The organism is Rhodococcus sp. NPDC060090, assembly GCF_042729855.1.
Taxonomy (GTDB): domain Bacteria; phylum Actinomycetota; class Actinomycetes; order Mycobacteriales; family Mycobacteriaceae; genus Rhodococcus.
Window position 1 is genome coordinate 26,517 of the sequence record NZ_JBHWXB010000001.1, and the last position, 26,056, is coordinate 52,572.

28 protein-coding genes are annotated in these 26,056 nt (G+C 65.6%); 9 read left to right on the forward strand and 19 right to left on the reverse strand.

Annotated elements, in window-relative coordinates; translation table 11 throughout:
* Nucleotides 1-62: 62 nt before the first annotated feature.
* From ACFWCF_RS00110 to ACFWCF_RS00120, 3 genes are read right to left on the reverse strand one after another with little or no spacing between them, the layout of a single operon-like run.
* The gene (locus tag ACFWCF_RS00110) at nucleotides 63-401 is read right to left on the reverse strand and encodes a cupin domain-containing protein (protein WP_378491239.1); all 339 of its coding nucleotides are present in this window, start codon (nucleotides 399-401) and stop codon (nucleotides 63-65) included.
* Nucleotides 398-1,210: a methyltransferase domain-containing protein gene (locus ACFWCF_RS00115; protein WP_378491238.1), complete on the reverse strand. Its 813-nt coding sequence runs from the start codon at nucleotides 1,208-1,210 to the stop codon at nucleotides 398-400. The genes ACFWCF_RS00110 and ACFWCF_RS00115 overlap by 4 nt, the downstream gene beginning before the upstream one ends.
* A 31-nt stretch (nucleotides 1,211-1,241) precedes the next feature.
* Nucleotides 1,242-1,832, reverse strand: a complete 591-nt coding sequence (locus tag ACFWCF_RS00120; protein WP_378555748.1) for an ATP-binding cassette domain-containing protein — start codon at nucleotides 1,830-1,832, stop codon at nucleotides 1,242-1,244.
* A 9-nt stretch (nucleotides 1,833-1,841) separates the two neighbouring features.
* Here ACFWCF_RS00120 and ACFWCF_RS00125 point away from each other — a divergent pair, with 9 nt between their 5' ends.
* Together ACFWCF_RS00125 and ACFWCF_RS00130 are read left to right on the forward strand one after the other, a co-directional pair.
* Nucleotides 1,842-2,876, forward strand: coding sequence for an ABC transporter substrate-binding protein (locus tag ACFWCF_RS00125; protein ID WP_378555750.1), 1,035 nt, complete (start codon nucleotides 1,842-1,844; stop codon nucleotides 2,874-2,876).
* Nucleotides 2,873-3,691, forward strand: a complete 819-nt coding sequence (locus tag ACFWCF_RS00130) for an ABC transporter permease (RefSeq protein WP_378555752.1) — start codon at nucleotides 2,873-2,875, stop codon at nucleotides 3,689-3,691. Before ACFWCF_RS00125 ends, ACFWCF_RS00130 begins: the two co-directional genes overlap by 4 nt.
* On the opposite strand, the gene ACFWCF_RS00135 is transcribed toward ACFWCF_RS00130, so the two are convergent.
* Complete coding sequence (locus tag ACFWCF_RS00135) at nucleotides 3,654-4,418, reverse strand: hypothetical protein (RefSeq protein WP_378555754.1); 765 nt, start codon at nucleotides 4,416-4,418, stop codon at nucleotides 3,654-3,656. The two genes, ACFWCF_RS00130 and ACFWCF_RS00135, sit on opposite strands and share 38 nt — an antisense overlap.
* An 82-nt stretch (nucleotides 4,419-4,500) precedes the next feature.
* Between ACFWCF_RS00135 and ACFWCF_RS00140 the strand changes: the two genes are divergently transcribed.
* Entirely contained in the window at nucleotides 4,501-5,184 is a 684-nt protein-coding gene (locus ACFWCF_RS00140) for a helix-turn-helix transcriptional regulator (protein WP_378555756.1), read from the forward strand.
* A gap of 39 nt (nucleotides 5,185-5,223) precedes the next feature.
* On the opposite strand, the gene lpdA is transcribed toward ACFWCF_RS00140, so the two are convergent.
* Entirely contained in the window at nucleotides 5,224-6,627 is a 1,404-nt protein-coding gene (gene lpdA / locus ACFWCF_RS00145; RefSeq protein ID WP_378491232.1) for a dihydrolipoyl dehydrogenase, read from the reverse strand.
* A 64-nt stretch (nucleotides 6,628-6,691) separates the two neighbouring features.
* Between lpdA and ACFWCF_RS00150 the strand changes: the two genes are divergently transcribed.
* Nucleotides 6,692-7,195 carry a hypothetical protein gene (locus ACFWCF_RS00150; protein ID WP_378555758.1) on the forward strand — a complete coding sequence of 168 codons (504 nt, stop codon included), beginning with the start codon at nucleotides 6,692-6,694 and terminating at the stop codon, nucleotides 7,193-7,195.
* Here the strand turns inward: ACFWCF_RS00150 and ACFWCF_RS00155 are convergent.
* The 6 genes from ACFWCF_RS00155 to ACFWCF_RS00180 form a co-directional block, all read right to left on the reverse strand.
* On the reverse strand, nucleotides 7,171-7,812 hold the full coding sequence (locus ACFWCF_RS00155; RefSeq protein ID WP_378555760.1) for a response regulator: 642 nt from the start codon (nucleotides 7,810-7,812) through the stop codon (nucleotides 7,171-7,173). The genes ACFWCF_RS00150 and ACFWCF_RS00155 overlap by 25 nt on opposite strands.
* The gene (locus ACFWCF_RS00160; RefSeq protein ID WP_378555762.1) at nucleotides 7,809-9,038 is read right to left on the reverse strand and encodes a sensor histidine kinase; all 1,230 of its coding nucleotides are present in this window, start codon (nucleotides 9,036-9,038) and stop codon (nucleotides 7,809-7,811) included. The genes ACFWCF_RS00155 and ACFWCF_RS00160 overlap by 4 nt, the downstream gene beginning before the upstream one ends.
* A 56-nt stretch (nucleotides 9,039-9,094) precedes the next feature.
* A complete protein-coding gene (locus ACFWCF_RS00165) occupies nucleotides 9,095-9,847 on the reverse strand; it encodes an ABC transporter permease (protein ID WP_378555764.1) in 753 nt (250 codons plus the stop codon).
* Nucleotide 9,848: 1 nt separating this feature from the next.
* Nucleotides 9,849-10,769, reverse strand: a complete 921-nt coding sequence (locus ACFWCF_RS00170; protein WP_378555766.1) for an ABC transporter ATP-binding protein — start codon at nucleotides 10,767-10,769, stop codon at nucleotides 9,849-9,851.
* A gap of 98 nt (nucleotides 10,770-10,867) precedes the next feature.
* Nucleotides 10,868-11,707, reverse strand: coding sequence for an SDR family oxidoreductase (locus ACFWCF_RS00175; RefSeq protein ID WP_378555768.1), 840 nt, complete (start codon nucleotides 11,705-11,707; stop codon nucleotides 10,868-10,870).
* 51 nt (nucleotides 11,708-11,758) lie between these two features.
* A complete protein-coding gene (locus tag ACFWCF_RS00180; RefSeq protein ID WP_378555770.1) occupies nucleotides 11,759-12,349 on the reverse strand; it encodes a MerR family transcriptional regulator in 591 nt (196 codons plus the stop codon).
* 175 nt (nucleotides 12,350-12,524) lie between these two features.
* Here ACFWCF_RS00180 and ACFWCF_RS00185 point away from each other — a divergent pair, with 175 nt between their 5' ends.
* The gene (locus ACFWCF_RS00185) at nucleotides 12,525-12,998 is read left to right on the forward strand and encodes a DUF6194 family protein (protein ID WP_378555772.1); all 474 of its coding nucleotides are present in this window, start codon (nucleotides 12,525-12,527) and stop codon (nucleotides 12,996-12,998) included.
* Between the two features lie 76 nt (nucleotides 12,999-13,074).
* Here the strand turns inward: ACFWCF_RS00185 and ACFWCF_RS00190 are convergent, their stop codons facing one another.
* Nucleotides 13,075-14,403, reverse strand: coding sequence for a wax ester/triacylglycerol synthase domain-containing protein (locus ACFWCF_RS00190; protein ID WP_378555774.1), 1,329 nt, complete (start codon nucleotides 14,401-14,403; stop codon nucleotides 13,075-13,077).
* Nucleotides 14,404-14,482: 79 nt separating this feature from the next.
* Between ACFWCF_RS00190 and ACFWCF_RS00195 the strand changes: the two genes are divergently transcribed.
* Nucleotides 14,483-16,489, forward strand: a complete 2,007-nt coding sequence (locus ACFWCF_RS00195) for a prolyl oligopeptidase family protein (protein WP_378555775.1) — start codon at nucleotides 14,483-14,485, stop codon at nucleotides 16,487-16,489.
* Between the two features lie 56 nt (nucleotides 16,490-16,545).
* Here the strand turns inward: ACFWCF_RS00195 and ACFWCF_RS00200 are convergent, their stop codons facing one another.
* The gene (locus ACFWCF_RS00200; protein WP_378555776.1) at nucleotides 16,546-17,403 is read right to left on the reverse strand and encodes an alpha/beta fold hydrolase; all 858 of its coding nucleotides are present in this window, start codon (nucleotides 17,401-17,403) and stop codon (nucleotides 16,546-16,548) included.
* Between the two features lie 4 nt (nucleotides 17,404-17,407).
* Nucleotides 17,408-18,478, reverse strand: a complete 1,071-nt coding sequence (locus tag ACFWCF_RS00205; RefSeq protein ID WP_378555778.1) for a patatin-like phospholipase family protein — start codon at nucleotides 18,476-18,478, stop codon at nucleotides 17,408-17,410.
* Nucleotides 18,479-18,591: 113 nt separating this feature from the next.
* On the opposite strand from ACFWCF_RS00205, the gene ACFWCF_RS00210 reads away from it, so the two are divergent.
* The 3 genes from ACFWCF_RS00210 (at nucleotide 18,592) to ACFWCF_RS00220 (ending at nucleotide 19,690) form a co-directional block, all read left to right on the forward strand.
* Nucleotides 18,592-18,981 (forward strand): phage holin family protein, encoded by a 390-nt coding sequence (locus ACFWCF_RS00210; protein ID WP_378555780.1) that lies wholly within the window; start codon nucleotides 18,592-18,594, stop codon nucleotides 18,979-18,981.
* Nucleotides 18,982-19,123: 142 nt separating this feature from the next.
* On the forward strand, nucleotides 19,124-19,444 hold the full coding sequence (locus ACFWCF_RS00215; RefSeq protein ID WP_378555782.1) for a hypothetical protein: 321 nt from the start codon (nucleotides 19,124-19,126) through the stop codon (nucleotides 19,442-19,444).
* Nucleotides 19,445-19,489: 45 nt separating this feature from the next.
* Nucleotides 19,490-19,690 carry a PspC domain-containing protein gene (locus tag ACFWCF_RS00220; protein ID WP_378491216.1) on the forward strand — a complete coding sequence of 67 codons (201 nt, stop codon included), beginning with the start codon at nucleotides 19,490-19,492 and terminating at the stop codon, nucleotides 19,688-19,690.
* Between the two features lie 517 nt (nucleotides 19,691-20,207).
* Here ACFWCF_RS00220 and ACFWCF_RS00225 read toward each other — a convergent pair.
* The 5 genes from ACFWCF_RS00225 to ACFWCF_RS00245 form a co-directional block, all read right to left on the reverse strand.
* Entirely contained in the window at nucleotides 20,208-21,155 is a 948-nt protein-coding gene (locus ACFWCF_RS00225; protein WP_378556626.1) for an alpha/beta hydrolase, read from the reverse strand.
* Between the two features lie 356 nt (nucleotides 21,156-21,511).
* On the reverse strand, nucleotides 21,512-22,525 hold the full coding sequence (locus ACFWCF_RS00230) for an alpha/beta hydrolase (protein ID WP_378556628.1): 1,014 nt from the start codon (nucleotides 22,523-22,525) through the stop codon (nucleotides 21,512-21,514).
* Nucleotides 22,526-22,773: 248 nt separating this feature from the next.
* On the reverse strand, nucleotides 22,774-24,399 hold the full coding sequence (gene groL / locus ACFWCF_RS00235) for a chaperonin GroEL (protein ID WP_378555784.1): 1,626 nt from the start codon (nucleotides 24,397-24,399) through the stop codon (nucleotides 22,774-22,776).
* Nucleotides 24,400-24,655: 256 nt separating this feature from the next.
* The gene (locus tag ACFWCF_RS00240) at nucleotides 24,656-25,183 is read right to left on the reverse strand and encodes a DUF6764 family protein (protein WP_378491214.1); all 528 of its coding nucleotides are present in this window, start codon (nucleotides 25,181-25,183) and stop codon (nucleotides 24,656-24,658) included.
* Nucleotides 25,184-25,268: 85 nt separating this feature from the next.
* Nucleotides 25,269-26,045: an HAD-IIA family hydrolase gene (locus ACFWCF_RS00245; RefSeq protein WP_378555786.1), complete on the reverse strand. Its 777-nt coding sequence runs from the start codon at nucleotides 26,043-26,045 to the stop codon at nucleotides 25,269-25,271.
* Between the last annotated feature and the right edge of the window lie 11 nt (nucleotides 26,046-26,056).

Genomic DNA, 26,056 nt, shown 5'->3' on the forward strand with positions numbered 1-26,056 from the left:
TTCTGTTGCGGGTCTCCATTCACGCAACGACTCCGCTCACTCCATGGAGACCCACGAACAGGTCAGCGCAGAATCGTCAACACCACCACGGAGTCCGTGTTGGCGACGAGCTTGTGCATGATTCCCTCGTCGACGTGCACTGCCGTGCCCGGAACGAGCGAGACCGTCTTGTCTGCGGTGCTGAACGACACGTCACCGCTGGTGGCCTGCACCAGGATCGGAGCCGGTGCACGATGGTCCTTCAGGACCTGCCCCGCGGCGAACCCCATCCGGATCACAGTGGCGCCCGGCCTCGACACGAGCTTCTCGAGGCGCGGGACGTCGCCGTCCTTGACATCGAGGTGGGTGAGTCCCTCGATCACCGTCATGGTGGCGTCGGAACCGGTTGTGTCAGTCATCATGCCGCCTTCTTCTTCGCGATGATCTCGATCGCAACGAGGTGCTTCTTGTATTTCGTGAACGTGGACCGCATCTGCAGCACCCGTGCCCGAGCGTCGGAGTCCCGCAGTACGTTGCCCACGAATTTCACTGTACCGACGAGACCTTCGTCGGCGAGGATGCGCTGGGGTTCGAGCAGCGCCATCGGCGCGAAGCCCACGGTTTCGACCTCGAACCCGGCGTCGACGAGGAGCTTCGTCCATTCCGCCGCGGTGAGTGGACGTGCATTGACCTTGATGGACCGCGCAAGAGACTTGCGGATCTCGGTCTTGATCTCGTCGTCGACCTCGTCGGGTTCGATCGCCAGTTCGTGGATCGCGTAGCGCCCGCCCGGACGCAGCACGCGCAGCGCCTCCGCGATGATCTCGGACTTGTGCTTGTCGGTCTGCATCGTGAGCATCGCCTCGCCGACGACGACATCCGCGGTTGCGGAGTCGAGTCCGGTCTTCGAGGCCTCACCACCGACGACCTTCCCCGCGCCGCCGAGTGCCTTCCGGGTCAGGGAGGCTGCGCTCTCATCGGATTCGACGCCCACGTAGCTCTTCGGTGCGTAGTCGAGGATGTTCTGGGCGGTCCGGCCGAGACCCGGCGCGAACTCGACGACGTCGACGCCGCGCAGTTTCGCGTCGGCAAGCATCCGTTCGGTCAGTTCTTTCCCACCGGGACGCAGGACGCGTTTGCCGAGGCGTGCGAGGAGCCAGTGTCCGGGCAGGTGAGCAGCATCCCGGTCGGCCAGCGGCAGTGCGTCGTCGGCTGTGTGCTTGTCGTTCATAGTCTTCGGCCTCTCTCGGTCCACATCCTATTTACAGGAATAATGTACGGTAAATTCCCATGGTGGTGAAGACGTCGGTGATCTCATGCGCAGTCATCAACACGCCTGCGCCTTCGGCCGCAGCGCGCCCGAGCGCGACACCCACGGTTTTTGCCGACGCGGAATCCAGGTGCGCGAACGGTTCATCGGCAAACACGACCGACGGACGCGCGAACAGCGCCCGGGCCAGTGCCGCGCGGCGCTGCATTCCGCCGGACAACCGGAAGGGTGGAAGATCGGCAACGTCCCCGAGCCCTACCGCGTCGAGCGCCCGATCGACCTCCGGATGCGACCCCGACGACCACACGCTCCGCCCCCGTGCACCGAGTCGGACGTTCCTCCCCACCGTCATCCACGGCAGCAGCCGTGCTTCTTGGAACAGCATTCCCTGGCGCTCGACCCGGCGGGTGACGGTGCCGGCCGACGGTTCGAGCAGTCCGGCGGCGGCATGCAGCACCGTGGTCTTGCCCAGCCCTGATTCGCCGAGTATCACCAGGATTTCACCGGCGTCGAGACGTAACGACAGGTCCTCGACGATCACCCTGCCACCGCGCGACAGGCCCACCCTGTCGAATTCGATCAAAGGAACTCCGTGAACCGTCATCATTCCTCCTCGAGAATTCGTACACTGGTCGTCGCGCTGTCGGTGGCAACCATGCTGCTCACCGCGTGCGGCACCGACGACGACACGTCGGCCTGCGGAGCCGAGACCCCGGTGAGCGGCGCCGACTCGGGCCTTCCCGACTCTCTGAACGTCGGTGTCGCGAACAACGTGGCCATGGCCGCGCCGTTGACCCGACTCGACGACCTCGATATCGCCACCACCTCCACGAGGACCGCGAGCACCCCGGAGGAGTTGCGTACCAACTTCATTGCCGGAAACTACGACCTCGCCGCCATGCCGATCAACATCGCGGCGAACCTGTGCGCGCAGGGCATCGATCTCGTGCTGGTCGGCACGGTGAGCGGCAACATCGTGCACCTGATGGGCCCCGAAGGCACAGCACTCGACGATCTGCGCGGACACACCGTGCACATCCCGTTCCAGAACGACATCATCGACCTGGTGGCCCGACAGATCTTCGACAGCGCCGGGATGACCTACGACGGTGAGAATCCCGATGTCACTCTGCAGTACCACCCCACACCGCTCGACATCGCGACCGGCTTGACGTCGGGGTCGATGCAGTATGCGATTCTCCCCGAACATCTCTCGACGGTGGTGGCCGGAGCAAGCGACAGCGTCGTCGAAGCACAGAGCTTGCAGGACCTGTGGGTGGAGCAGACCGACGCGTCGTCCCTGCCGTTCGCCGGATTCGTACTCCGCGGCGAAGTGGCGCGCGCGTACCCGGATCTCGTCGGCGCCCTGCAGACGAATCTGCTCGGCTCGGTCATCGAGGTCGTGTCCGACCCACAGCGGGGCGCGGTCGCGATCGCCGACATCGTCCCGATCCCCGCCGACGTGGCCGGTCAGGTACTGCCGGACCTGCGACCGACCTATCTGCCCGCCGCAGAGGGCCGCACCGATACCGAGCTGCTCTACGAGTCGCTGATGACCACGGTGCCGGACTCTATCGGCGGCGAAATGCCTGCAGACGGTTTCTACGGAGGGAACCGCGGATCGTGAACGCACCGTCCGTGGCCGGCCGGTCACCGCAGTACGCCGTCGGCGCCGCGCTGTGTGTCGCTGTGCTGCTGGCCATCTGGCATCAGCTGTCATTGGGTCGGTCCCCCGCCGTTATGCCGAGTCCGGCGCAGACGCTCGACGCGCTGTGGGACATCGTGACCGACGGCTCGCTCGCGACCGAGCTGGCGCTCACACTCATGCGCGCCGCCACCGCGACGGTGCTCGCACTCTCCGTCGGGGTCCTGTTCGGCTGGGCCGCAACGGTATCGCCGTTCGCCGACGGTGTGCTCGCGCCGATCCGCGCGATCCTGCAGGGCCTTCCACCGATCGTGCTGATCGTGTGCCTGGTGCTGTGGATGGGAAGCGATCCGTCGATCACGATCATCGTCTGCGCGACCGTGATGGTGCCGATCATCGCCGCAGCCACCGCGTCGGCGTTGAGGTCGATCGACCCGCATCTGCTCGAGCTCGGCACCGGCCTGCAGTTGAGTCGCGCCCGACGACTCGTGTTCATCGTCGTGCCGTCGATCCTTCCGCCGATCGTCGCGGCGACGGGAGCCGTCGCGTCCGGGTCGGTGCGGGTCGCGGTGATGGCCGAACTGCTGTCGGCGCCGGACGGTGTAGGCGCGGCGATCGCGCAGACCCGGACGCTGCTCCAGACACCCGCATTGTTCGCATGGACGCTCGCGATCATCATCTGCGCACTTCTCGTGGATCTGGTCATCCGATTCGTGGTCAAGAGGTGGACCGCGCTGTTCTCACCGAGCGACCGCGCCGCTACCGGACGTACCCGGAAGGGCACGAGAACCCGTTGAACGACGCCACATCACACACACTGCGCGCCGACAGCTTCCACATTCCGTCGAGGTATACGAAGGTCAGGCGCAGCGGCGTCTCGGGGCCGGGGGCGCCGGCGAACGTCACCTGGAGGCGACCCGACGCGTTCGTTCCGTCGAAGTCGATCGGGTCGATCACGCGCGGCCGAACGACACGCAGCATCGTCCCCGCCCGCGTCCCGATCTGTTCGAGAACCGGTCCGGATTCCGCACCGCGTTCGACATACGACTGCCGGTACGCGAGGGAACCGGCGGGGTCGACCGCCGAATGCAGTGCAGTGGTCAGTTGCGCTGCGCTCGGCGCGGGGACCGACGGCGCCGCAACGGCCGGTTCGTCGGGTGCCTGGGCAGGTGCAGACACGCTCGCCGCGGGGACAGGAGCGGCAACCGCAGCAGGGGCAGGAGCCGGGTCGGGCATCGCACCATCGGGTACGTCCGCTTCAGGAGCCGGAGCCACCGCGGGAGCGGGTGCAGAGGCTCCCCGGTCGGCCGCGAGGGACTGCAGCGCTGCGAGGATCGCGGCGTTCGACGTCGACTCTGCAACCGGTCGCTGGTCCTGTTCCCGCACCTCGACGGCAACGATGACAGCGGCTACGGCGACGACCACCGACGCGACCGCCATGAGCGCGAGAGCAAGGGTAGCCACAGTGCCCAGGGCCCGTCGTGCCGGTCGTACCGTGGACGGTGAGTCGGTCGCAGCCTTCATGGCGACGACTATAGGGGATTTCTCTCCTTTTAATAAGGTGAGCCTCACCTGAGGTCACCCGGGATCGCGACAGGAGTGCGAGTTGACACGGCGGGTGAAGCAGCGCGAGCGGGTTCTCGACCTGGTGCGCGAGTCCACGGGGCCCCTCGATGCCCATCACCTCGCGGACGCGCTCGACCTGCACGTAACGACGATCCGGTTCCACCTCTCCGGCCTCGTCGACGAGGGACTCGTCCGCACCCAGGCATTACCTGCCGAGAAGGTCGGCCGCCCCCGCATGGGGTACGTCGCGGTACGCGAGCCGTCGTACACCGATCTCATCGCCCTGCTCGCGGCCCGCATCGGAGGGAGTGCGGCCGAGCGCGAACGGAAAGCAGTCGAGGTCGGCGACGACTGGGCTGGAATACTCGGATTTGCTCCGAAGCCGACGACCGACGCCGGAGCACTCGTCATCGAATCCCTCGAGCAGTTGGGTTTCGAAACACGCACGGCCACCAACGCATTCGGCACGCACAGCATCACGCTCTGCACGTGCCCGCTCGCCGAGATCGCCCGCAGCAACCCTGAAGTGGTGCGCGGAATCCAACGCGGCCTGATCCAGAGAGTCCTCGACGACCACGCCACCACTCTCGGCGCGTCCTACACCGTCGACGTCTTCCCCGACCCGCAGGACGGGAACTGCCTCGTCGAGCTCGTCCTACGCCCCGGGCAGAAGAGGTCCGAGACGACAGCAGCCCGCGGTGACGATCAAGTCACCGCGGGCTGAGCCGGTACATCCGCGCGGGGGTCGACCCGCACCGGAAGATCAGAAATTGATCATGTGTCCTGCGAGGCCGTGAATGGCCTCCTGCAGAGCCTCGCTGAGCGTGGGGTGCGTGTGGACGTTGCGCGCCAGTTCGTTGACGGTCAGGTCCCACTTCTGCGCGAGCGTCAGCTCGGGCAGCAGCTCGGAGACGTCGGGGCCGATGAGGTGGCCGCCGATGAGTTCGCCGTGGGTCTTGTCGGCGATCAGCTTGACGAAACCGTTCGGGTCGCCCAGTCCATGTGCCTTGCCGTTGGCCGTGAACGGGAAGGTCGCGACCTTGATGTCGTAGCCTTCAGCCTTCGCCTGCTCCTCGGTCAAGCCGAACGACGCGACCTGCGGCTGGCAGAACGTCGCGCGCGGCATCATGCGGTAGTCGCCGAGTTCGAGGGTCTCGGCATTGCCGATGGTCTCGGCGGCGACGACGGCCTGGGCCTCGGCGACATGCGCAAGCTGCAGCTTCGCAGTGACGTCACCGATGGCGTAGACGCCGGGGACGTTGGTGCGCATGCGCTCGTCGATCGCGATCGCGCCGCGATCGGTCAGCTCGACGCCGGTCTTCTCGAGGCCGAAGCCCTCGACGCGCGGGGCGAAACCGACCGACTGCAGCACCTTGTCGACGGTCATCGTCTCGACGTTGCCGGACTTGTTGTCCTTGATCTCGACGGTGACATTCGAGCCGTTGTCGGTGATCTTCTGGACGGCAGCACCCGTCTTGATGGTGACGCCGAGCTTCTTGTACGCCTTGGTGATCTCCTTGGAGATGTCGGCATCCTCGTTCGGCAGGGCACGATCGAGGAACTCGACGATCGTGACGTCGACCCCGTAGTTCTTCAGGACGTAGCCGAATTCCATGCCGATGGCGCCGGCGCCGACGATGACGATCGAGCCCGGAAGTTCGCGGGTGAGGATCTGCTCCTCGTAGGTCACGACGTTGTCGCTGAGCTGCGTGCCCGGCAGCAACTTGGTGACCGAACCCGTGGCGATGATGACGTTGTCGAAGGTCACCTGTTCGGTGCCGCCCTTGGTGAGCGCCACCTCGATGGTCTTGGCGTCGACGAACGAGCCCTTACCGTCGTACTCGGTGATCTTGTTCTTCTTCATGAGGAAGTGCACGCCCTTGGTGCGACCGTCTGCCACCTTGCGGCTGCGGTCGAAGGCTGCACCGAAGTCGAACGACACGTCTCCCGAGATGCCGAAGGTCTTGGCCTCTTTGGTGAAGAGATGTGCCAGTTCGGCATTGCGAAGAAGAGCCTTCGAGGGGATGCAGCCCACGTTGAGGCAGACACCGCCCCAGTACTTCTGCTCGATGATGGCGGTGCTCAATCCCAGCTGCGCCGCGCGGATAGCAGCGACGTACCCACCGGGACCGGCTCCGAGGACAACGACGTCATAGTGTGAGGTCACAGCCATAGAGGGTAGTCCTGCCCGATCCCGCTGTCTGCTGATGGTCCGGTTACCCGCGAGTAGGGTGAGTTTTCGCACTCACCTCTGCACGCCGTACCGCTTCACCGCAACGGGCACCGTCACCGCGAGGATCAGCGCAATCCATCCGAACGCGGCCGCCACCGGGTGGTGCATCGGCCATGCCGAGTCGGCCGCCACCGCGGTGCCCGAACCGAACAACTCCCGCAGTGCAGCAACCACCGAGCTGATCGGATTCCACTCCGCGATGGCGCGGACGACGGACGGCATGATGGGTGTCGCACTGCTGAGCGGATGGGTGGCGAACTTCGCCCGACAAGAATCCGTCGGGGTGGTCGCCTCCCGGTCGGGCGGCGGTGCCGGACATGTGGCGTCCATGCTCGCGCACGGCGACTATCCGCACCTGGCAGCGCTGTTCACCGGCGCCGGCCCGGACTCCCCGGCCGCTCCACTCGACAACGACGCGGCGTTCGTCGCGGGCATCGACGCGATGCTCTTCGGCATCGCACCACCCGATTCGCAAGCTCAGCCGAGGATTCCGCGCTCGTAGGCGGCGGCCACCGCCGCGGCGCGGTCCGACACCTCGAGCTTCCCGAAGATATGGGTGAGGTGCGTCTTCACTGTCGCCTCGCTGATGAACAACACCCGCGCGATCTCGCGATTGGACGTCCCCTTCGCCACGAGCGCCAGCACCTCCCGTTCGCGGGAGCTGAGCGACCGTGGAGTGTCTGCACCCCGCACCCGGGACATCAAGCGCGACGCCACCACCGGCGACAGCACCGTACGCCCCTCCGCGGCCGCACGCACGGCAGCGAACAGTTCGTCGCGCGGTGCGTCCTTGAGCAGATACCCGGTGGCACCCGCTTCTATCGCGGGAATGGTGTCGGCGTCGGTGTCGTAGGTCGTGAGCACCAGGACCCGGCTACGAACCTGTCTCGACGAGAGTTCGGCGATCGCGTCGACACCGCCGCCTCGCGGCATCCGTAGATCCATCAGCACCACATCGGGATCCAGCCGGGCGACGAGCGCCACCGCTTCACGCCCGTCCCCCGCTTCACCGAGAACCGTGAACTCGCCCGAGGCCGCGAACATTCCGCGCAGGCCGTCGCGGACCACGGGATGGTCGTCGACGATCAGCACGGTGATCCCCCGCGATCCGCTGCTCACGACACCGATCCCGCACGCACCTGCGGTACCCGCACCGAGACCGCTGTTCCGGCGCCGATTTCGGACTCGACGTCCATGACACCGGCCACGCGGGCAACACGGGAACGCATCCCCTTCATCCCGAATCCGTCCGCCGACACCGCCGCCGGATCGAAGCCGAGCCCGTCGTCACGGATATCGACACTCACCTCGTCGCCCATGTACGACACTGTGACACCGACACGGTGCGCCGAAGCGTGCTTGGCGACATTCGCGAGAGCCTCCTGGGTGATTCGCAGCAACGTTACGGCGATGTCGTCGTGCAGCGGTTCCGCATCCCCCGTCACTGTGAAGTCCGTCCGGATCCCGTGCTCGACGGACCAGCGATCCACCGACTCGGCCAACACCGACTCGAGTGTGTCGTGTTCGAGTGCTTCCGGTGCGAGATTCTGCACCGAGCGCCGCGCATCACCGAGGCTGCGCCGTGCGAGGTCTGCCGCCACAGTGACATGGCGCCGCGCCGCATCGGGATCCTCGGCGTCCCCTGCGGCCTGCAGCTGCGTGATGATCCCGGTGAGACTCTGCGCCAAGGTGTCGTGGATCTCGGCCGCAAGACGACGCCGCTCGTCGTCGATCCCCGCCTCACGCGCATGCTGTACCAGCTGGGCGTGCAACGCACGATTCTCGGAAAGTGCTTGTTCGAGGCGGGTGTTCATACGTTCGAGTTCGGTGATGGCCTCGATCCGTTCCTCGGTCCGGCGCAGGTCGCGCTCGCCGATCCGGTACATCACCATCGAGATCACTGCATTGAGCACGAACAGCAAGCCGAACACTGTCCACTGCATCGAATTCGAAGGAGGTAGACCTCCCGACTGTGACCCGGCCATCGTCACTGCCGTCGCCAGCAGACCGAGACGGGCCCAGCGTTCGGTGATCAACCACGGTGCATCGAAATAGCCCACCAGAGCGTAGATCGCGAAGAACGGATTGAACCAGCTCAAGGCGAACGCAATCACAGTCCGCAGGATGTAGTACACAGCCCCGGTGCCCGGACCGGTGCGCCACCACCATACTTCCAAGGCCGCCGCGACGACCGTCAGCACCGACACCGGAATCCATTCGGCGGGCGTCATCACCATCGACGCCGTCCCGACACACAGCACGATCCCGAGTGCAAGCAATACCGGTGGGCTCCAGCGGTGGAACCGGCTCCACGAGTCTTCCCCGAAATGCGATGCCGGTTCCACGCACGAGGTTCCCGGACGAGATGCAGTCACAGTCTCCAGAGTGACCGGCGAATCCGTCACTGCCAACGGAACCACTTGATTGCGGCTGCCGTGAGCACGATCGCCCAGCCCGCCACCACCGCGACACCGGTCATGCTCGGCCAGTAACCCGACGCCGCCTGATCGAGGATCTGTGAGGCAGCACCGAACGGTGTCACTTCGACGACCCGGCGGAGCAGGTCGGGCATCGTCTGCACCGGAAGCCACACTCCCGCGCAGAACATCATGGGGAAGAACACTATCGTGCCCACTGTCTGCGCCACCCGCATCGACGACGACACCGCCGCGATCGCCGCACCCATGCTCAGGGCGGCGGCGAGCGTGAGGACGACGGCCAGCGCGTAGCCGAACGGTTGCGCCGGTAGCGCGACGTCGAACACGACACGACCCACGAGCAACGCGAGAACGACGGAGACAGCGACAGCCACCGCATGCACGACGATCTGCGCCATCAACAAATAGGTGGGCTTCGCGGGGCTCGCCTCCAGCCTCCGCAGGATTCCGCGCTCCCGATACGACGACAACACACCGGGCATGGTCTGAATGCCGGCCACGATCATCGCCAGGAGAACGGTCACCGGCACGTACAGGTCGATCAGGCGGAGGCCGCCGAGATTCGGGTCGGTCTCCCGAAACATCGGAATGACCCCGAGAATCGTCAGCAGCCCCACGGGGAAGATGAGGATCCAGAACATCGCGGCGGGCTCACGCCCGAACAGCCGGGCTTCGGTGCTCAGTACTGCCACCGCTGGATTGGTTGTGGTCTGCATGTCAGCTCCCTGCATGTCCGGGCTCCGAGGAGGTGATGTCGAGGAATGCGTCGTCGAGTGTGGCGTCGGTGACGCGGAGTCGCTCGGCGGACAGTCCGCGTCGCGCGAGTAGTGACAGCGCCGCGTCCACGGTGTCGTCGCTGCCCTCGATGACGATCCGCTCGCCGTCGCCCCGCACCGCCGATGCGCCGGGAAGTGCTTCGAACTCGGACCGATCGAGCAACCCACCGGTCGGGCGGAACGACACGACAACGGCCGAGGCCGACCGTCCGACCAGCTCGGTGGGACTGCCGAGCGCTTTGATCGCACCCGCGTCGAATACTGCGACGCGGTCGCACAAGCGCTGAGCTTCTTCCATGAAATGGGTGACGAGCAGAACCGTCACCCCTGAGTCGCGGACCTCCTCGATCAGCGACCAGGTTTCCCGTCGACCGCGCGGGTCCAGGCCTGTGGTGAGCTCGTCGAGCACCACCACGCGCGGCCGTCCGATCAAGGCGAGGGCAATGAACAGCCGTTGTTGCTGACCACCCGACAGCTTCGCGAATCGGGTGCCGAAGACCGGCGCGAGACCGAGTCGCTCCGCGAGCACCATGCCGTCTGCCGGATCGGGATAGAACGACGCGTACAAGCCGAGCGCCTCGCGCACGGTCAGCTTCGGTTGCAGCGCACTCTGCTGAAGTTGCGTGCCGAGTATTTCGGTGACGGCGCGATGGTCGGCGACGGGATCGAGCCCTGCCACACGGACCGTGCCTCGGTCGGGTGCCCGCAGACCGGACACACATTCGACGGTGGTGGTCTTCCCCGCCCCGTTCGGGCCGAGGATCCCGAAGATCTCTCCGTCGTCGACGTCGAAACTGACGCCGTCGACGACCGTGCGATCTCCGTACGATTTGTACAGGTCTGTCACTTCAACGATGGGCATGCATAGAGCGTGCCCGCCGGCCCCGGGTGTTCACATCGACCGAGCGGGTCGGATCCGTATCAGCCGATCGGATGATGCGGGCGGGCGTGCACGGAGTGTCAGGGACGGAAACGGAACATCTGGAGCAGGTACCGGGGCACTCCACTGAGCGGAACGGCAACAGGCCAGTCGCCCGAGCGGAAGTACGCCTCTGTCCCGCCGTCCACCGTCACGATACTTCCCACCATGAAATCCGCTGCGCGGGACAGCATGAATTCGACCCACTCGGCGATCTGCTCGGCGTCACCGAAACCACCGATCGGCACCGGGAAGCCCTCGACCCGCTTCGCTTGCGGACCGGCCAGCTGCGTTTCCAGCAATGGCGTCGAAATTGCACCCGGTGCAATGATGTTGAGGCGAATCCCGGAACCGGCCCAGTCGTCGGTGACCGCATTGCGACGAACCCACCGGGTGACCGCAATCTTCGTCGCCGCGTACGTGAACGGGGCTGCCGCAGCGGAGATGCGTCCTGCACGCTTGACGCCTTTGTCGAGGTCTCCTGCGAGGAAAGCCTTCACTGCCGAGTTCGGCACACCGGGTGTCGCCGTCGTCGAGTTCGATCCGAACACCACCACTTTGCTGTTGCCGGTCGCAGCGAGGGCCGGTCGCCAGCCGACGAGCAGGTCTATCACGCCCCGCACGTTGACCTCGGCGATCACTTTTTCCTTCCCCGCGATCGGGCCCAGCCCTGCCGCGAGGACGGCGCCGTCGAGGCGTCCGTCGGCAAGGTCGAGCGTCTGCCGGATCGTGGCCGACCGCCCCTGGGTCGTCGACAGATCCGCGACGACGTCGGCATCCCTCAGATCGATCCCGATCACCGTGTGCCCCGCCGCGCGCAGTCGCTCGGCACTGGCCTTGCCCATCCCGGATGCCGCACCCGTCACTACATACGTACCCATGTGTCCCCCTTCACGTCGTGCCGACCAGTACAACATGTGGCCCCGGCCGTCTCATCGAGGGGCGATGATCTCGGCAAGGACGGCCCCGGCACGCAACAGCGACAGTGTTCGCGCGGCGATGTCGTCGATCCTCGAGTCCAGCGCCCTCAGCGACACGTCGATGTCCTGGAGGTCGCGAAGATCGGTGAGGGCTCTGCGGACGTCGGGTATGCGGTAGCCGGCGGCGCGCAACGTCGCGACGATGCGAGCCTCGCGGATCGCTGCGAGCGGGTAGCGGCGGGCGGATCCCGCGTTCGTGGCCACCCTCCGCGGCGTCACGAGACGCTCTTTCTCCCAGAAGCGCAGTGCCGAGGCACGAACACCGAGGGCCCCGGCGAGTTCGGTGATCGTCATGGTGTCGCTCTCGGCGGGCTCGACGTCGATCTCCGACTCCGCACGGATGAGGAGAAGAGCCCGCCGTGCTTCGAGTGCGTGATCGCGCTCGCAAGCGAGTTCGACGTGGAGCAATGCCACAGGGACAGGCGCATCGGCCGGCGGGAGGACACGAATCTCACGCATCACTCTCCGCGCCTCCACCGGACCGACGGCCACCGCTAGGTCGCGGTAGGCATGCAGGTCGCGGATGTGCCGCGCGGAGAACACGCGGTATCCATTGTGTTTTCTGGGTGCAGCGTCGGACGCCGTGTGCTTCGAGGTCTCGGATCTGCTGTACCGAATAGCCCGTGGCCGCAGCGACAGCGCGCGTGCTCAGGTCAACCGCATCGACGCGCACCATTGCCGAAACCCTCCATAAGCACTTCAACTACACACTTGAACCATGAGTATGAAGCAGATTCTCGAGATGGTGCGCGGCTTCGAGGGCGTCGTCGAACTCGCTCCCGAAGCAGGCAGCGAGTTTCCGGAAGCCACGTGGGGCGATCACTTCTTCTACTTCTCCCCCGACGGACGGGTCCCCCAGCGCGAGCAGCCCTTCGCGACGATCGTGACGAAGAACTATCCCGGCGACACCGAGTCCGAGCTGGACCCACCCGACCGGTGGAGACTGAACATCCACGTCGGCCGTGCGAAGTTCACCGAACTCACCGGCGAAGACCCACGGGCAACGGAGTCCGCGGTGGACGTCCGCGGCGCCGACACCGTCCTTCCCCATCCGGTCTATCGAGCTCAGGGATGGATCGCGATCGTCGATTCCGGCGCCCGGACGTCGGCCATCGCCGCCGACCTCCTCCGCCATGCCCACGAGGACGCGCGACGCCGGAAGACATCACACAACCGCGACCCACACGGATAGGCATACCGCGACCCATACGGATAGGCACACCGCGCCGACGGGACGCCCGTGTCTTCCGAGCGCGCGTATGTCGCGGTCACCCGCCGAGCGCGACCCGGACCTCGCCGATCGCGTCCCGCAGCATCGACTCGTACTCGTCGACGTCGGGCACCACACGGGGGCTCGAGTTGATACCGATCGTGACGGTGTCGCCGAGGCCGTACACGCCGTGGGTCAGGGCCATCACCGGTGACAACCCCGGGAATCCCGCGCTGAATACGACCGGGGCACCCGCGAGTTCGAGGTCGGCGCGGCCGCGGTTCACGCTCGATACCACCGTGTTCCCTGTGACGGTCTCGGGAACCTCGCCCAATGAGTACCGATCGACCCCGAACTTCAGCAGCGGCGCCGGAACGAACTCGTTCGCCGAATCACGTTGTGCCAACAGCGGGCTCGCCAGTCGTGCGCGACGATCAGCGATGTCGTCAGCGATCAGCGCGGCCCGCGCGGACAGATCCGGTTCGGTCACGAACAGGTCGACACCGGCGTTGCGGTAGTTGTTGTTCGACTCCCCTATCGCGTCGACCGCGATGGTGACCTCGGCGCCGAGCCGATCCGGCACCGTCTCACCGCGCAACTCCAGGAAGCGGGGCAGGGCGACGGAGATCGCAGTCAGCGCCGACACGGTGACGGTGACGCCGGCTCCGCGGAAGTCCTCGGCTGGGCACACGACCGTGCGTACGGCTCGCTCGAACCCCGGGTCGGTATTGACACCGACGAGGAGTCGCCCTGCAGCGGGCGGGGGAATCTCACCGGCGGTCGTTGCATCGGCCAGGGCCCGATACGCGGCTGCGGCTCTGCGACCGGCCGCAACGAGTCGCGCGAACTGGACCGGGAACCGGAGCGACCGTGCCAGCATCGCAGGCATCGAGACGACGTCCGGAGCCGATGAGCGCGGTGGCTCCTCGGTGCCGAGCAGTGCGCGCACCAATTCCGTCGCCCGAGCACCGTCGGCGAATGCGTGCGATACCTGGAACACCACAACAACTGCAGACCCGTCACAGCGAGGAGCGTCGCGGACACCCGCGAAGACGTGCACCCGCCACGGGCTCGTCCGCGCATCGATCGAGGTGGCCACGAGCGGCCCCAGGCACCCCTGCAGCTCGGCCCACGTGTGGTCGGTCAGGGTGTGCTCGACCACCAGGTCGTCGCCGTACTCCCTCGGTTCCCAATACGGGTAGTCGAGGTTCTTCGGCACGTCGCGGATTCTGCACCGGAGCTCCCCCACCCGCGCGACACGTCGCCGGACGGCGGTACGCACCGCATCGGCGTCGGCATCGCCCGCGAAGCAGTACAGCAGAAACTGATCACTGCGAATCCGCTCCGCGAGCCAGTACATCTGTGCGTCGGAGGGGGTGAGTTGCACGGTCGTGAGCGTACCGTCGACACCTCCCCGGACCTCGCCGTCGGCCGCCATCCGCTCCGGTCCAGGTAGAAATAGGGTCATGAGCGACACCACCGACCCCCACCTCTGGCTCGAGGACGTCACCGGCGAGAAGCAACTCGACTGGGTGCGATCACGCAACGACCGCACCGTCGACGGCTACACCCGCACCGACGACTTCACGACGTTGGAATCGCGGATCCGAGAAATCCTCGACACCGACGCACGTATCCCCTACGCCCGACGCCGCGGCCGGTACCTGTACAACTATTGGCGCGACGCGGAGCACGTACGTGGCCTGTGGCGACGCACCACCCTCGACCAGTACGTCCTCGACGACCCCGAGTGGGATGTCCTCGTAGATCTCGACGCCGTGGCTGCGGAAGAGGGGGAGAACTGGGTGTGGTCGGGCGCTCAGGTCCTGCGACCCGACCAGAATCGCGCGCTGATCAGCCTTTCGCGTGGCGGCGCTGATGCGACCGTCATCCGCGAATTCGACTTGCTGACAAGACAGTTCGTGTCGGGTGCGGACAGTTTCGAACTCCCCGAAGCGAAAACCGACATCAGCTGGATCGACGTCGACTCCGTCTTCGTCGGAACCGACTTCGGAGACGGTTCCCTGACCGATTCGGGCTATCCGAGGATCGCGAAACGCTGGCGCCGCGGCACCCCGATCGCGGACGCGGAAACGGTGTTCGAGGGCGAGACCACCGACGTCGCCGTCGGCGCAGGCCACGACAACACCCCGGGCTACGAGCGCAGCTTTGTCGACCGCGCCATCGATTTCTACGCCGCGTACCAGTACGAACTGAAGCCCGACGGCACCCTGATCAAGCTCGACGTCCCCGACGACGCGCGGGTCAGCGTGTATCGCGACCACATGCTCGTGCGTCCCCGTTCGGAGTGGCTCGGCCATCCCGCAGGCTCCCTGCTCGCGACCGACTACCCCTCGTTCCTCGAGGGCTCGCGCGACATGACCGTGCTGTTCACTCCCGACGAGCACACGTCGCTCGAGCAGTACACCTGGACGCAGAACCATCTGCTGATGGTCACCTTGCGCGACGTCCAGACCCGCATGCGCGTCCTCACCCCGGGCCCCGACGGATGGACCGACGAGGAACTCGACGGGCTCCCGGATGCGACGACGACGTCGATCATCGACGTCGACCCTCGCGAGGGCGACGAATTCTTCCTCAACTCCAGCGGATTCACGACCCCTGCGACCCTGTTGTCGGGCACGGTGGGGAAACCGCTCGAGTCGATCAAGCAGGCCCCCTCGTTCTTCGACTCCGGCGACATCACCGTCACACAGCATTTCGCGACCTCCGACGACGGCACGCAGGTCCCCTACTTCGTCGTCGGCAGCAACACCGACACGGCGGCACCGACCTTGCTGTACGGGTACGGCGGATTCGAGAACTCGATGGTCCCGGCATACAGCGGCGGTGTGGGCCGGGCGTGGCTCGAACGCGGAAACACCTACGTGATCGCGAACATTCGCGGTGGCGGCGAGTACGGCCCCACTTGGCACACGCAGGCGCTGAAGGGGAACCGCCACAAGGTGTTCGAGGACTTCGCCGCGGTCGCGAAGGATCTTGTTGCGCGAGGTGTCACGACGACCGAACAACTCGGGGTCCAGGGCGGAAGCAACGGCGGACTGCTCATGGGTGTGATGCTCACCCGCTATCCGCAGCTGTTCGGCGCCATCGTGTGTCAGGTCCCGCTGCTCGACATGAAGCGCTATCACCTGCTGCTCGCCGGCGCGTCGTGGATGGCGGAATACGGCGACCCCGACGACCCCGACGAGTGGACGTTCCTGTCCGAGTATTCGCCGTATCAGAACACCGATCCCGATGCGACGTACCCACCGATCCTGATCACGACGTCCACCCGTGACGACCGCGTGCATCCCGGGCATGCCCGCAAGATGGTGGCGCTCCTCGAGGAGCAGGGTCACGAGGTCTGGTACTACGAGAACATCGAGGGCGGGCACGGCGGCGCCGCCGACAACGCGCAGGCGGCGTTCAAATCAGCGCTGACCTTCACGTTCCTGGCCGAGAAGCTGTAACGAACAGTGTGGATCCGAGCCCGGTTGCTCGGATCCACACGATGGATCTCAGTGCCTCACCGGTCGCGCAGCCAGACCACGATGCGCTCGACCGTGTCGTCGTTGTCGCGGATCCAGCCGTTGTGACCGAGCGGCCGATCGAGGTGCCAGGTGGTGACCTCGGCTGCGGGCAGCTTGTCCACGAGGTGTCGAGCAGAGGCCACCGGCGTCATATCGTCGCCCTCGATCGTGATCGACAGGACCGGAAGATTCAATCGGGCCAGGTGTTTCTCGTAGTCGATGTCGGCGGCGGACGGCTCGAACCGGCCGCTGCGCGCGAGCCGCGCCCAGTCGGAGATCAGGGGACGCGACTGCCGTCCGAAGCCCGCGACACCGATCCGGTCACCGGGCCAGAACCCGGCCACGCTCGCCGTGAGCGACATCGCCGTGGAACCGAACAGCAGACCGGGGCCGTGTGCGCCGGGGAAGTGTCGGTAGTACGGGGTGCCCGAGGCGACGAGCACGAGCCCACCGAGCCGACCGTGAATGCGGGACGCGTACAGCGCGCCGAGCTGACCGCCCATCGAATGCCCGAGCAGGAACGGGGTGGAGTCGGGGAATCGTTCGCGCACCACCTCGAACATCGCCGGGAAGTGCACGGCGACGATCTCGTGGTAGCCGTATTCGCTGTCGGGTCCGGGCCTCGGTCGACTGTCGCCCTGACCGGCGAGTTCGCAGATCGCGGCGTCGAATCCGTGGTCGGTGAGGGCCCGCGAGAACGGTTCGTAGTAGCCGGCGGGGATTCCGAGTCCCGGAACGATCACCACGACGGCCCGCGACGAGTCGAGTCGAGTCTCGTGGTCGTGATCAGGTCCGGAAAACAAGCGGACCGTCGTCGTCGTGCCGTCGGGAAGCTGAATCGGTACGGTTTCCACCGATTCAGACTAGGCCCGAATCGTCTTCCTGGTCGGCAGACCGAGGTGAGTTGATTCCGAGTCCTGCGGCGTCGAGCGCAGACTCGGTGAGCGACCGCCCCAGCGCGATCATTTCCGAGGCCTTGTGGAAGTCGAGGCTGCGGCACGCGGTGCGCGGGACCTCGACCAGGACATCCGGCGGATACGCGGCGAGCTGATGACGGGCAAGAGCGGACTGCATGATGTCGAGCGAGCGGTTCATGACCGCGACGCGGCTGAATTTCGGGGCCGCGACCGCCTCCGGACCGATCGGCATGTCGTCGTCGACGCCCGCGGTTTCGGTCTCCGTGGTGCCGGTGTCGGTGTCCGTGGTGTCCGGGTCGAGTCTCTCGTCGGATGCAGCCCCGCCGAACCGGCCGACCACCGAGCGGACGATATCGCTGTCGAGCAACTGCGACGCGGATCTGCGGAAACGCCCCACCCACTCCTCCGCAGGCCGCGGTTCGGCACTGACGTTCTCGGGCGACTGCGTCCGACCTCGCTCCTCGGCACCGAGACTGATCCCGATCGTCAGGTCGGACGACACTCCGACCGTCGGGGCCACCGGCAGCGGGGTCAACGTCCCGCCATCCGTGAGCACGCGGCCGTTGAGGACATAGGGCGTGATGACGCCGGGGATCGCAATCGACGCGCGGATCGCCACGTCGACCGGTCCCCGTTGGAACCACACCGAGCGTCCGGCTGCCAGATCGGTCGCGACAGCTGTGAACGGAATCGGGAGATCCTCGATGACGACATCACCGATGAGATCGCGGACCTTGTTGAGTACCTTCTCCGCATGGATGACGCCCGGCGAAGTGACCGACACGTCCAGCAGGCGGACAACGTCGAGCTGGGTCAGACTCTCCGCCCAGCGGGTGTACTCATCGAGCATGCCTGCGGCGTACACCCCGCCGACGAGGGCGCCCATCGACGAGCCTGCGATACCGACGATCTCGAACCCGCGCTCTTCGAGCACCTGGATCGCGCCGATGTGGGCGTAACCGCGGGCTCCTCCACTACCGAGGGCAAGGGCAACACGCATCCGATCGGCCATGTCTTCGATGGTGCCATGACTCCCGGCGGTACCATGTTCGAGGTCGTCCCCACGCACTCGATTCCACACCGCAATTCCCGGTGATCCGAAGCTCACCGGGATACGCTCTCACCATGATCCGGCTCCTTGCCAGCACGGTTGTCGCGCTGATCGCCAATGCGATTGCTCTGATCGTCGGCGCCTGGGTTCTTCCCGGCATGACACTGAGTTCGTTCGCGTTCGTCATCGCCGTCGTGATCTTCACCGTCGCGACCATTCTCCTCGATCCCCTCATCCGTCAGGTTGCGATGACCAAGACGCCGGTGCTCATCGGGAGCAGCGCGCTGATCTCGACGCTGCTCGCGCTCATCGTCACGGCGATCGTGAGCGACGGTCTACGGATAGAGGGCATCACGACCTGGATTCTCGCGACCGTCATCGTGTGGGCCGTGGCACTGATTGCACGGCTGCTGCTGCCCTTCATCGTCTTCAGGAAGACACTCGCCAAGCGCACCGAACGCTGACATCTTCCGGTCGAAGACCGGTAACCCTGATCGAAAGTTCAGGGTACAGACGGGGGTCTGTCCCCGATGTGCCTGAGGGACTCCGTGGCGCACGATCGATACATCGAGCCAACGAGCCTCACACACACTTCGGGAGAAGCCAATGCGTAAGACCATCATGACTGCACTGCTCGCAGGCGCTGCCGCACTGACCATCGGAACCGGCGTCGCCGCAGCGGATTCCGCGCCGAGCGTCGTCGGGATGGAAGAGCATGCTGCCACCGCGAAGCTCACCGCACAGGGCACGCCCTATTCGATCACCAACCGTGCGGGAAGCGTTTCCGGCGCCTGCACGGTGACCGAGCAGCGCGACCGCGGCTACCGGACCGAGACCGAATCGACGTACAACTCCAGCACCGACAGCTGGGATCGCAAGGAAACGAAGATCTGGCGCGGTATCGGCCTGACGGTCGTCTGCCGCTGACACCCACCCGACCGTATACCCATTCGACAGGAAGACGAGGCCATCATGACCTTCGACAGCAACACATCCCGCTCCTTCACTCGCTCGACCTCTCAGCGCATGCTCGGCGGCGTGTGCGGCGGTATCGCCGAATACTTCTCCGTCGACATCAATCTCGTCCGGGCCGGCGCGGTTCTCGCAGCATTCGTCACGGGCGGCACGGCAGTTCTGCTGTACCTCGCACTCTGGATGCTGATCCCGGAATGACCACCACGAAGGCTGTGGATCCCGAATCCCCGAGATCCACAGCCTTCGTGATATATCCGCGCTACAGCGAACCTGTCAGCAGCACGGGAGCAATCGCGAGAATTAGCTGGACAAAAGAGCTGATGGCTTCGAAGCCTGCCGAGATGCTACCCATTGTTCCTCCTGTGTCGGATCGATCAGGCCGGGGAACTCACCCCTGGCCGGGACATGCGAGTAAATCAGCTGAGGAACGTCGCCATCTGGCCGAGTATGTTGAAGATGAACTCGATGACTTCGGTAATTGTTGTGCTACCCATTCTTCCTCCTGCAGTCGGATGAGCGAAGACACTGCGACACAACCACTTACAGTGACGGTGTGCCGCACTTCACATTACGGCGAGATAACTGCACCGTCAAGATGTTGCGCGAAACTACTTTTCGGGCTCCGAAGTATGAAATACACTATCGCACATACATTTTCGACATGCGCCATCACAATGAAACCTTCCCGGCCGAGCACAGCCGGTCCGTCGAGGAATCAGGCCCCGACAGCGTTCGCGATCATCGGCCAGGACGCATGCAGATCGTCCTGCCAATAACCCCATGAATGCGTTCCGTGTGAACGGAATTCGAAAGTGGCCGGGATGTCGAGGCTGTCGAGGCGAGCAGCCAGCCGGTGCGTACAGTCGTTCACTGCAGCCTCGATGATGCCGCCCATCACGATCTGATTCACAAGAAGCCCCGGATCGCCCTCGACCGACTGCGCACCCAGATTCTCGTGCGGCCCGGGCAGCCCTGTAGCCGACGAGACGTACAGATCGATGCCCCGCAACTTCTCCGCATTGACGTACGGGTCGTTGGTGGCCCAACCCGGCCCGTCGAGCGGACCCCACATGTTCTCGACGTCCGCGTCGCCACGACTCTCGACAACCGTGCGAACGTAGAGCTGTCCGAGCTCCGTACTCGTCTCGGCACACCCACTGTATGCGCCGACCGCCTCATACAGCTCCGGTTCTGCAATCGCGAGACTCAACACCGATGTGCCCGACATCGACAGACCCGCTATCGCATTCACACCCGAGGTACCGAAGGCAGCGTCGACGATCGGCGGCAACTCCTCGGTGAGGAACGTCGTCCACTTGTTGCGGCCGAGCACCGGATCGTCGCGTATCCAGTCGGTGTAGTAGGTGAAGGATCCGTCCAAGGGCGTGACGACATTGACGTTCTTGTCGGCGAAGAACTCATCGATATCCGTCCGGGCATCCCACGTTGCCTGCCCCTCACCACCGCCCGCCCCGTTCAACAGATACAGCGTAGGTCTCGGAACGCTCACATCCGCCGGCGTGCGCACCCTCAGCGGGACGACGCGATCCATGGCCGCCGAATAGACATGTGCGACGACGGTGCGATCACCCTCGACCTCGATGTGAGACAGGCTCGAAACAGGCTGTGCTGCAACTTCATTTGCCAAAAGAGCCGGGGGTATACACGTGAGCGCAACCACGGACAACGCAGCACAAGCTCGCCGAAACGAGACCACCCGACCGCCTCCCAAATCCTTGGAACCGGTCGGGCGAGCCTGGATTACGGAGTCTCGCCCGACCGGGGTGAAACCATTTCTACACCACGAAGACCCACAATGATCACGAAACGGTCAAAGTTGCGGAACTCGAGTTGCAGACACCGAACAGCACACGGGCCGGCCCCCTGACGGAGCCGGCCCGAAGATCATGCCGTCCTACAACCCGATGGCTACCGCCACCGTCACAACCCGATGGCTACCACCACCGTCACAACCCGATGGCTGCCGCCACCGTCACAACCCGATGGCTGCCGCCACCGTCACAACCCGATGGCTGCCGCCATCATGGGCCACGACTTGTGCAGATCGTCCTCCCAGTAATCCCAGGAATGCGTACCGTTCCGCCATTCGAAGTGTGCGGGAATCTCCAACTCCTCGAGCCGCTCCGCAAGGCGGGCCGTGCAGTGATGGACGGCCGCTTCGATGGTCCCGCCGACAACGATCTGCCCCACGAGGCCGAGCGGGTCGTAGTTGATCGACCTCGAACTCAACTGATCGTGCTCACCTGGAAGACCCGTCGCCGCCGACACATACAACTCGACCCCGCGGAGCTTCTCCGCATTGAGATACGGGTCGTTCTCGATCCACCCCGGCCCACCGACCGGACCCCACATGTTCTCGGGGTCGCCGCCCTTGACCCGCACCACAGCCTGGACGTATGCCTGCCCGACGGGAGTGCTCGTCTCGGCGCATCCGCTGTATGCACCGACAGCGCGGTACAACTCGGGGGCAGCGGTTGCCAGGCCGAGCACCGACGTGCCCGACATCGACAGGCCCGCGATGGCGTTGGCCCCCGTGGTCCCGAACTGCTCGTCGATGATGGACGGCACTTCCTCGGTGAGGAACGTCGTCCACTTGTTGCGGCCGAGCTCCGGGTCGTCCTGTTCCCAGTCGGTGTAGTAGCTGTAGCGTCCGCCCAGCGGAGTCACCACGTTGACGTTCTTGTCGGCGAAGAATTCGCCCACGTCGGTCTGCTCGTCCCAGGTGGCAATACCCTGCCCGCCGCCGGATCCGTTGAGCAGGTAGAGGGTGGGCCGCGGCTCGCTGGTGTCGGCCGGTGTCCGTACCCGGAGCGGCACGACGGTATCCATCGACGCCGAATACACGTGGGCGATGACCGTACGGTCGTCCTCGACCTCGATGTGCGACAGCTCCGAAGCTCGCTCCCCCACGGTCGACGATCCTGGAACCGGGTCGGCCGATCCCCCCGCCGGTACACATACTGCGGCCGCCAATCCGACCGTCACGACGCCACACGCACGCCGGAACCACATCGATCCCAAAACCCCACCCTTCGAAAACCGTCTCGTCCCACGACGAGTCGCGAGGACTCGTCCGGCGCTCCCCGACCAGCCCGGAATTACACCGTTGTTTTTACACGGTCCCCACCGAAAGGTCACGAAAGAGTCAAGATCTTGGCACTCGCCACAAAGATCGAGGTGTGCAACGCAGCGAGGCCCGACCCCACCGGAGTGGGGTCGGGCCTCGCAGTACGGCTCTGGGTCGAGCAGTCAGGACCGGATCAGAAGTCCATGCCGCCCATGCCACCGGTCGGGTCGCCCATGGGAGCGGCGGCCTTCTCCGGCTTGTCGGCCACAACGGCCTCGGTGGTCAGGAACAGAGCCGCGATCGACGCAGCGTTCTGCAGCGCAGAGCGGGTGACCTTGACCGGATCGTTGATGCCGGCTTCGAGGAGGTCCTCGTATTCACCGGTTGCGGCGTTGAGGCCGTGGCCGGCGGGAAGGTTGCGCACCTTCTCGGCGACGACGCCGGGCTCGAGGCCTGCGTTGAAGGCGATCTGCTTCAGCGGAGCCTCGAGTGCGACCTTGACGATGTTGGCACCCGTGGCCTCGTCGCCCTCGAGCTTGAGGTCGTCGAGAACCGGAGCGGCCTGCAGCAGGGCCACGCCGCCACCGGCGACGATGCCTTCTTCGACGGCAGCCTTGGCGTTGCGCACGGCATCTTCGATGCGGTGCTTGCGCTCCTTGAGCTCGACCTCGGTCGCAGCGCCGGCCTTGATGACTGCAACGCCACCGGCCAGCTTGGCCAGGCGCTCCTGCAGCTTCTCGCGGTCGTAGTCGGAATCCGATGCCTCGATCTCGGCGCGGATCTGGTTGACGCGACCGGCGATGGCGTCGGGATCGCCCGCGCCCTCGACGATGGTGGTCTCGTCCTTGGTGACGACAACCTTGCGGGCCTGGCCGAGCAGCTCGAGGCCTGCGGTCTCGAGGGAGAGGCCGACCTCTTCGCTGACGACCTCGCCACCGGTGAGGATGGCAATGTCGGCGAGCTGAGCCTTGCGGCGGTCGCCGAAGCCCGGAGCCTTGACGGCGACGGACTTGAAGGTGCCGCGGATCTTGTTCAGGACGAGGGTGGACAGAGCCTCACCCTCGACGTCCTCGGCGATGATGACGAGCGGCTTGCCCGACTGGATGACCTTCTCCAGGAGCGGCAGCAGGTCCTTGACCGTCGAGATCTTGGAGCTGACGAGCAGGATGTACGCGTCTTCGAGGACGGCTTCCTGACGCTCGGCGTCCGTGGCGAAGTAGAGGGAGATGTAGCCCTTGTCGAAGCGCATGCCCTCGGTCAGCTCGAGCTGGAGGCCGAAGGTGTTGGACTCCTCGACGGTGATGACGCCTTCCTTGCCCACCTTGTCGATGGCCTCGGCGATCAGCTCACCGATCGCGGGATCGCCGGCGGAGATGCCTGCGGTCGCTGCGATCTGCTCCTTGGTCTCGACTTCCTTGGCGGTGTCGAGCAGCTTGGCGGTGACGGCCTCGACGGCCTTCTCGATGCCGCGCTTGAGGCCGAGCGGGTTCGCGCCGGCAGCAACGTTGCGCAGACCCTCGCGCACGAGCGCCTGGGCGAGCACGGTAGCGGTCGTGGTGCCGTCGCCCGCGACGTCGTCCGTCTTCTTGGCGACTTCCTTGACCAGCTCTGCGCCGATCTTCTCGTACGGGTCCTCGAGCTCGATCTCCTTGGCGATGGACACACCATCGTTGGTGATCGTGGGGGCGCCCCACTTCTTCTCGAGCACGACGTTGCGACCCTTGGGGCCCAACGTCACCTTGACAGCGTCGGCGAGGCTGTTCAGGCCCCGCTCGAGACCGCGACGGGCCTCTTCGTCGAACGCGATGATCTTGGCCATTGCGAAGTGATCCTCCGGATATCGGGGTGACACGCAGGACGACCAATGGTCGGTCGCCCCAAGTAACGCCTTCGGCCGGAATCAGTGCCCGCGACGGACGACCAGGGGTGTCGATAATTCCCGGTCTCACCGTCCCGACCTGGCACTCGTTTGTCGTGAGTGCCAACTGCATTTTTAGCACTCGAGGGTGGTGAGTGCAAGGTTACCTGCACTCACCACCCTCGTCACGGTGCAGACGGTCCCTGCACCACATCGATCAACGAGGCGTGGAGCCCACGCCCACGGCGCACCACTGCCCCGTGGCGGTGTTGAGAGCGAACGACTGAGCACCGACGCACGTCACACCGGTGGTGTCGGCCGTCGCTCCCGAACCCCAGCCGGCCACCGACAACGTGGTCGCCGGACCCTGCGCCCACGAATGGCTCAGACCGCCACCGAGGGCGTACGCGTACGAGCGTCCACCGTCACGGGCCGCACTGAGCGCGGTACCGAACCCGGTTGCCTGGGATTCGGCGGCACCCGCGGACTCGGCGACCGATACTGCAGTGCCACTGTCGGCTGCCGATGCCCGCGCAAAGCCCTCACCACTGGCCGTCGCACCACAGCTCGCCGTATCCGACACCAGGATCTGATTCTCGGACGGCGGCGACACACACGTCACGGGCGCGGCCGACGCCGTACCGGCACCCACCAAGGCAATCGATGCCGCGCTGACGGCAGCCGCCGCGAAGATCTGCGCAACACGACGACCGGAGAGGCCGGATCGGAGAGAACGAATGGACAAGAAGAGCTCCTCTGCGCTGGAAGAAGGAGGGAGAGAACCCTCGGGCGCAGGGTACCGGTCACACGAGTCGCAGGCGAGACCCACTTCACATCGATCGAAGCAACTCCGGAAGATCGGCGACGGAGTCGATCACGTGGTCCGGCTTGTCGACGGCGAGCTCGAGCACGGACCGACGAAACTTTCCGGTACGCACCAGAACTCCCGCCATCCCCAGCCGCTGTCCGGGCAGCACCTCGCCGTACAGATCGTCGCCGACCATCACCATGCGATCCGGCTCGACGCGCATGAGGTCCGCGGCCGCGAGGAAGCCCTGCATCGAGGGCTTACCCACCGCCACCACCATCTGACCGCTGAGCTCCTCGAGCCCCGGCAGATAGGCGCCCGTGTCGAGGCGCAGACCGTCGGGCCCCTGCCAGCTGGCCGCGCGGTGCATCGCGACGACCGGCACACCGTCGAGCATCAGCTCGGCAACGCGACTCAACGTCCGATGCGTGAACCCCTCCCCCGCACCGCCGAGTACCACCACGTCGGGGTCGGCGTCGTCGCGATCGATCCCGTCGAGATCGGCATCGACGTTGCCGTCGTTGAGCACCCAGCATCGGCGACCCGGATAGGTCTGCTTCAGATACTCCGCCGTGAGCGACGCGGCCGTGACGATCTCGTTCGCGTCGACGGGCATGCCGAGATCGCTGAGCGTTGCAGCGATCTCGGCACACGTCCGCGACGTCGTGTTCGTCAGGAAGGCCCGCGGCACTCCGCTCGCGCGGAGCTCCGCGAGGACGTCTGCGGCGCCGGGCACCGGCTCCCACGACGTCACGATCACGCCCTCGATGTCGAACAACACTCCAGCCACATCGCTCATACCCCCGAGCC

Bases quoted from the DNA above. Each gene is read 5' to 3' on its own strand.
- ACFWCF_RS00110 (WP_378491239.1), bottom strand. From the start codon at position 401: ATGATGACTGACACAACCGGTTCCGACGCCACCATGACGGTGATCGAG.
- ACFWCF_RS00115 (WP_378491238.1), bottom strand. From the start codon at position 1,210: ATGAACGACAAGCACACAGCCGACGACGCACTGCCGCTGGCCGACCGG.
- ACFWCF_RS00135 (WP_378555754.1), bottom strand. From the start codon at position 4,418: ATGAAGGCTGCGACCGACTCACCGTCCACGGTACGACCGGCACGACGG.
- ACFWCF_RS00165 (WP_378555764.1), bottom strand. From the start codon at position 9,847: ATGCAGACCACAACCAATCCAGCGGTGGCAGTACTGAGCACCGAAGCC.
- ACFWCF_RS00170 (WP_378555766.1), bottom strand. From the start codon at position 10,769: ATGCCCATCGTTGAAGTGACAGACCTGTACAAATCGTACGGAGATCGC.
- ACFWCF_RS00175 (WP_378555768.1), bottom strand. From the start codon at position 11,707: ATGGGTACGTATGTAGTGACGGGTGCGGCATCCGGGATGGGCAAGGCC.
- ACFWCF_RS00185 (WP_378555772.1), top strand. From the start codon at position 12,525: ATGAGTATGAAGCAGATTCTCGAGATGGTGCGCGGCTTCGAGGGCGTC.
- ACFWCF_RS00195 (WP_378555775.1), top strand. From the start codon at position 14,483: ATGAGCGACACCACCGACCCCCACCTCTGGCTCGAGGACGTCACCGGC.
- ACFWCF_RS00205 (WP_378555778.1), bottom strand. From the start codon at position 18,478: ATGGCCGATCGGATGCGTGTTGCCCTTGCCCTCGGTAGTGGAGGAGCC.
- ACFWCF_RS00210 (WP_378555780.1), top strand. From the start codon at position 18,592: ATGATCCGGCTCCTTGCCAGCACGGTTGTCGCGCTGATCGCCAATGCG.
- ACFWCF_RS00215 (WP_378555782.1), top strand. From the start codon at position 19,124: ATGCGTAAGACCATCATGACTGCACTGCTCGCAGGCGCTGCCGCACTG.
- ACFWCF_RS00220 (WP_378491216.1), top strand. From the start codon at position 19,490: ATGACCTTCGACAGCAACACATCCCGCTCCTTCACTCGCTCGACCTCT.
- ACFWCF_RS00230 (WP_378556628.1), bottom strand. From the start codon at position 22,525: ATGTGGTTCCGGCGTGCGTGTGGCGTCGTGACGGTCGGATTGGCGGCC.
- groL (WP_378555784.1), bottom strand. From the start codon at position 24,399: ATGGCCAAGATCATCGCGTTCGACGAAGAGGCCCGTCGCGGTCTCGAG.
- ACFWCF_RS00245 (WP_378555786.1), bottom strand. From the start codon at position 26,045: ATGAGCGATGTGGCTGGAGTGTTGTTCGACATCGAGGGCGTGATCGTG.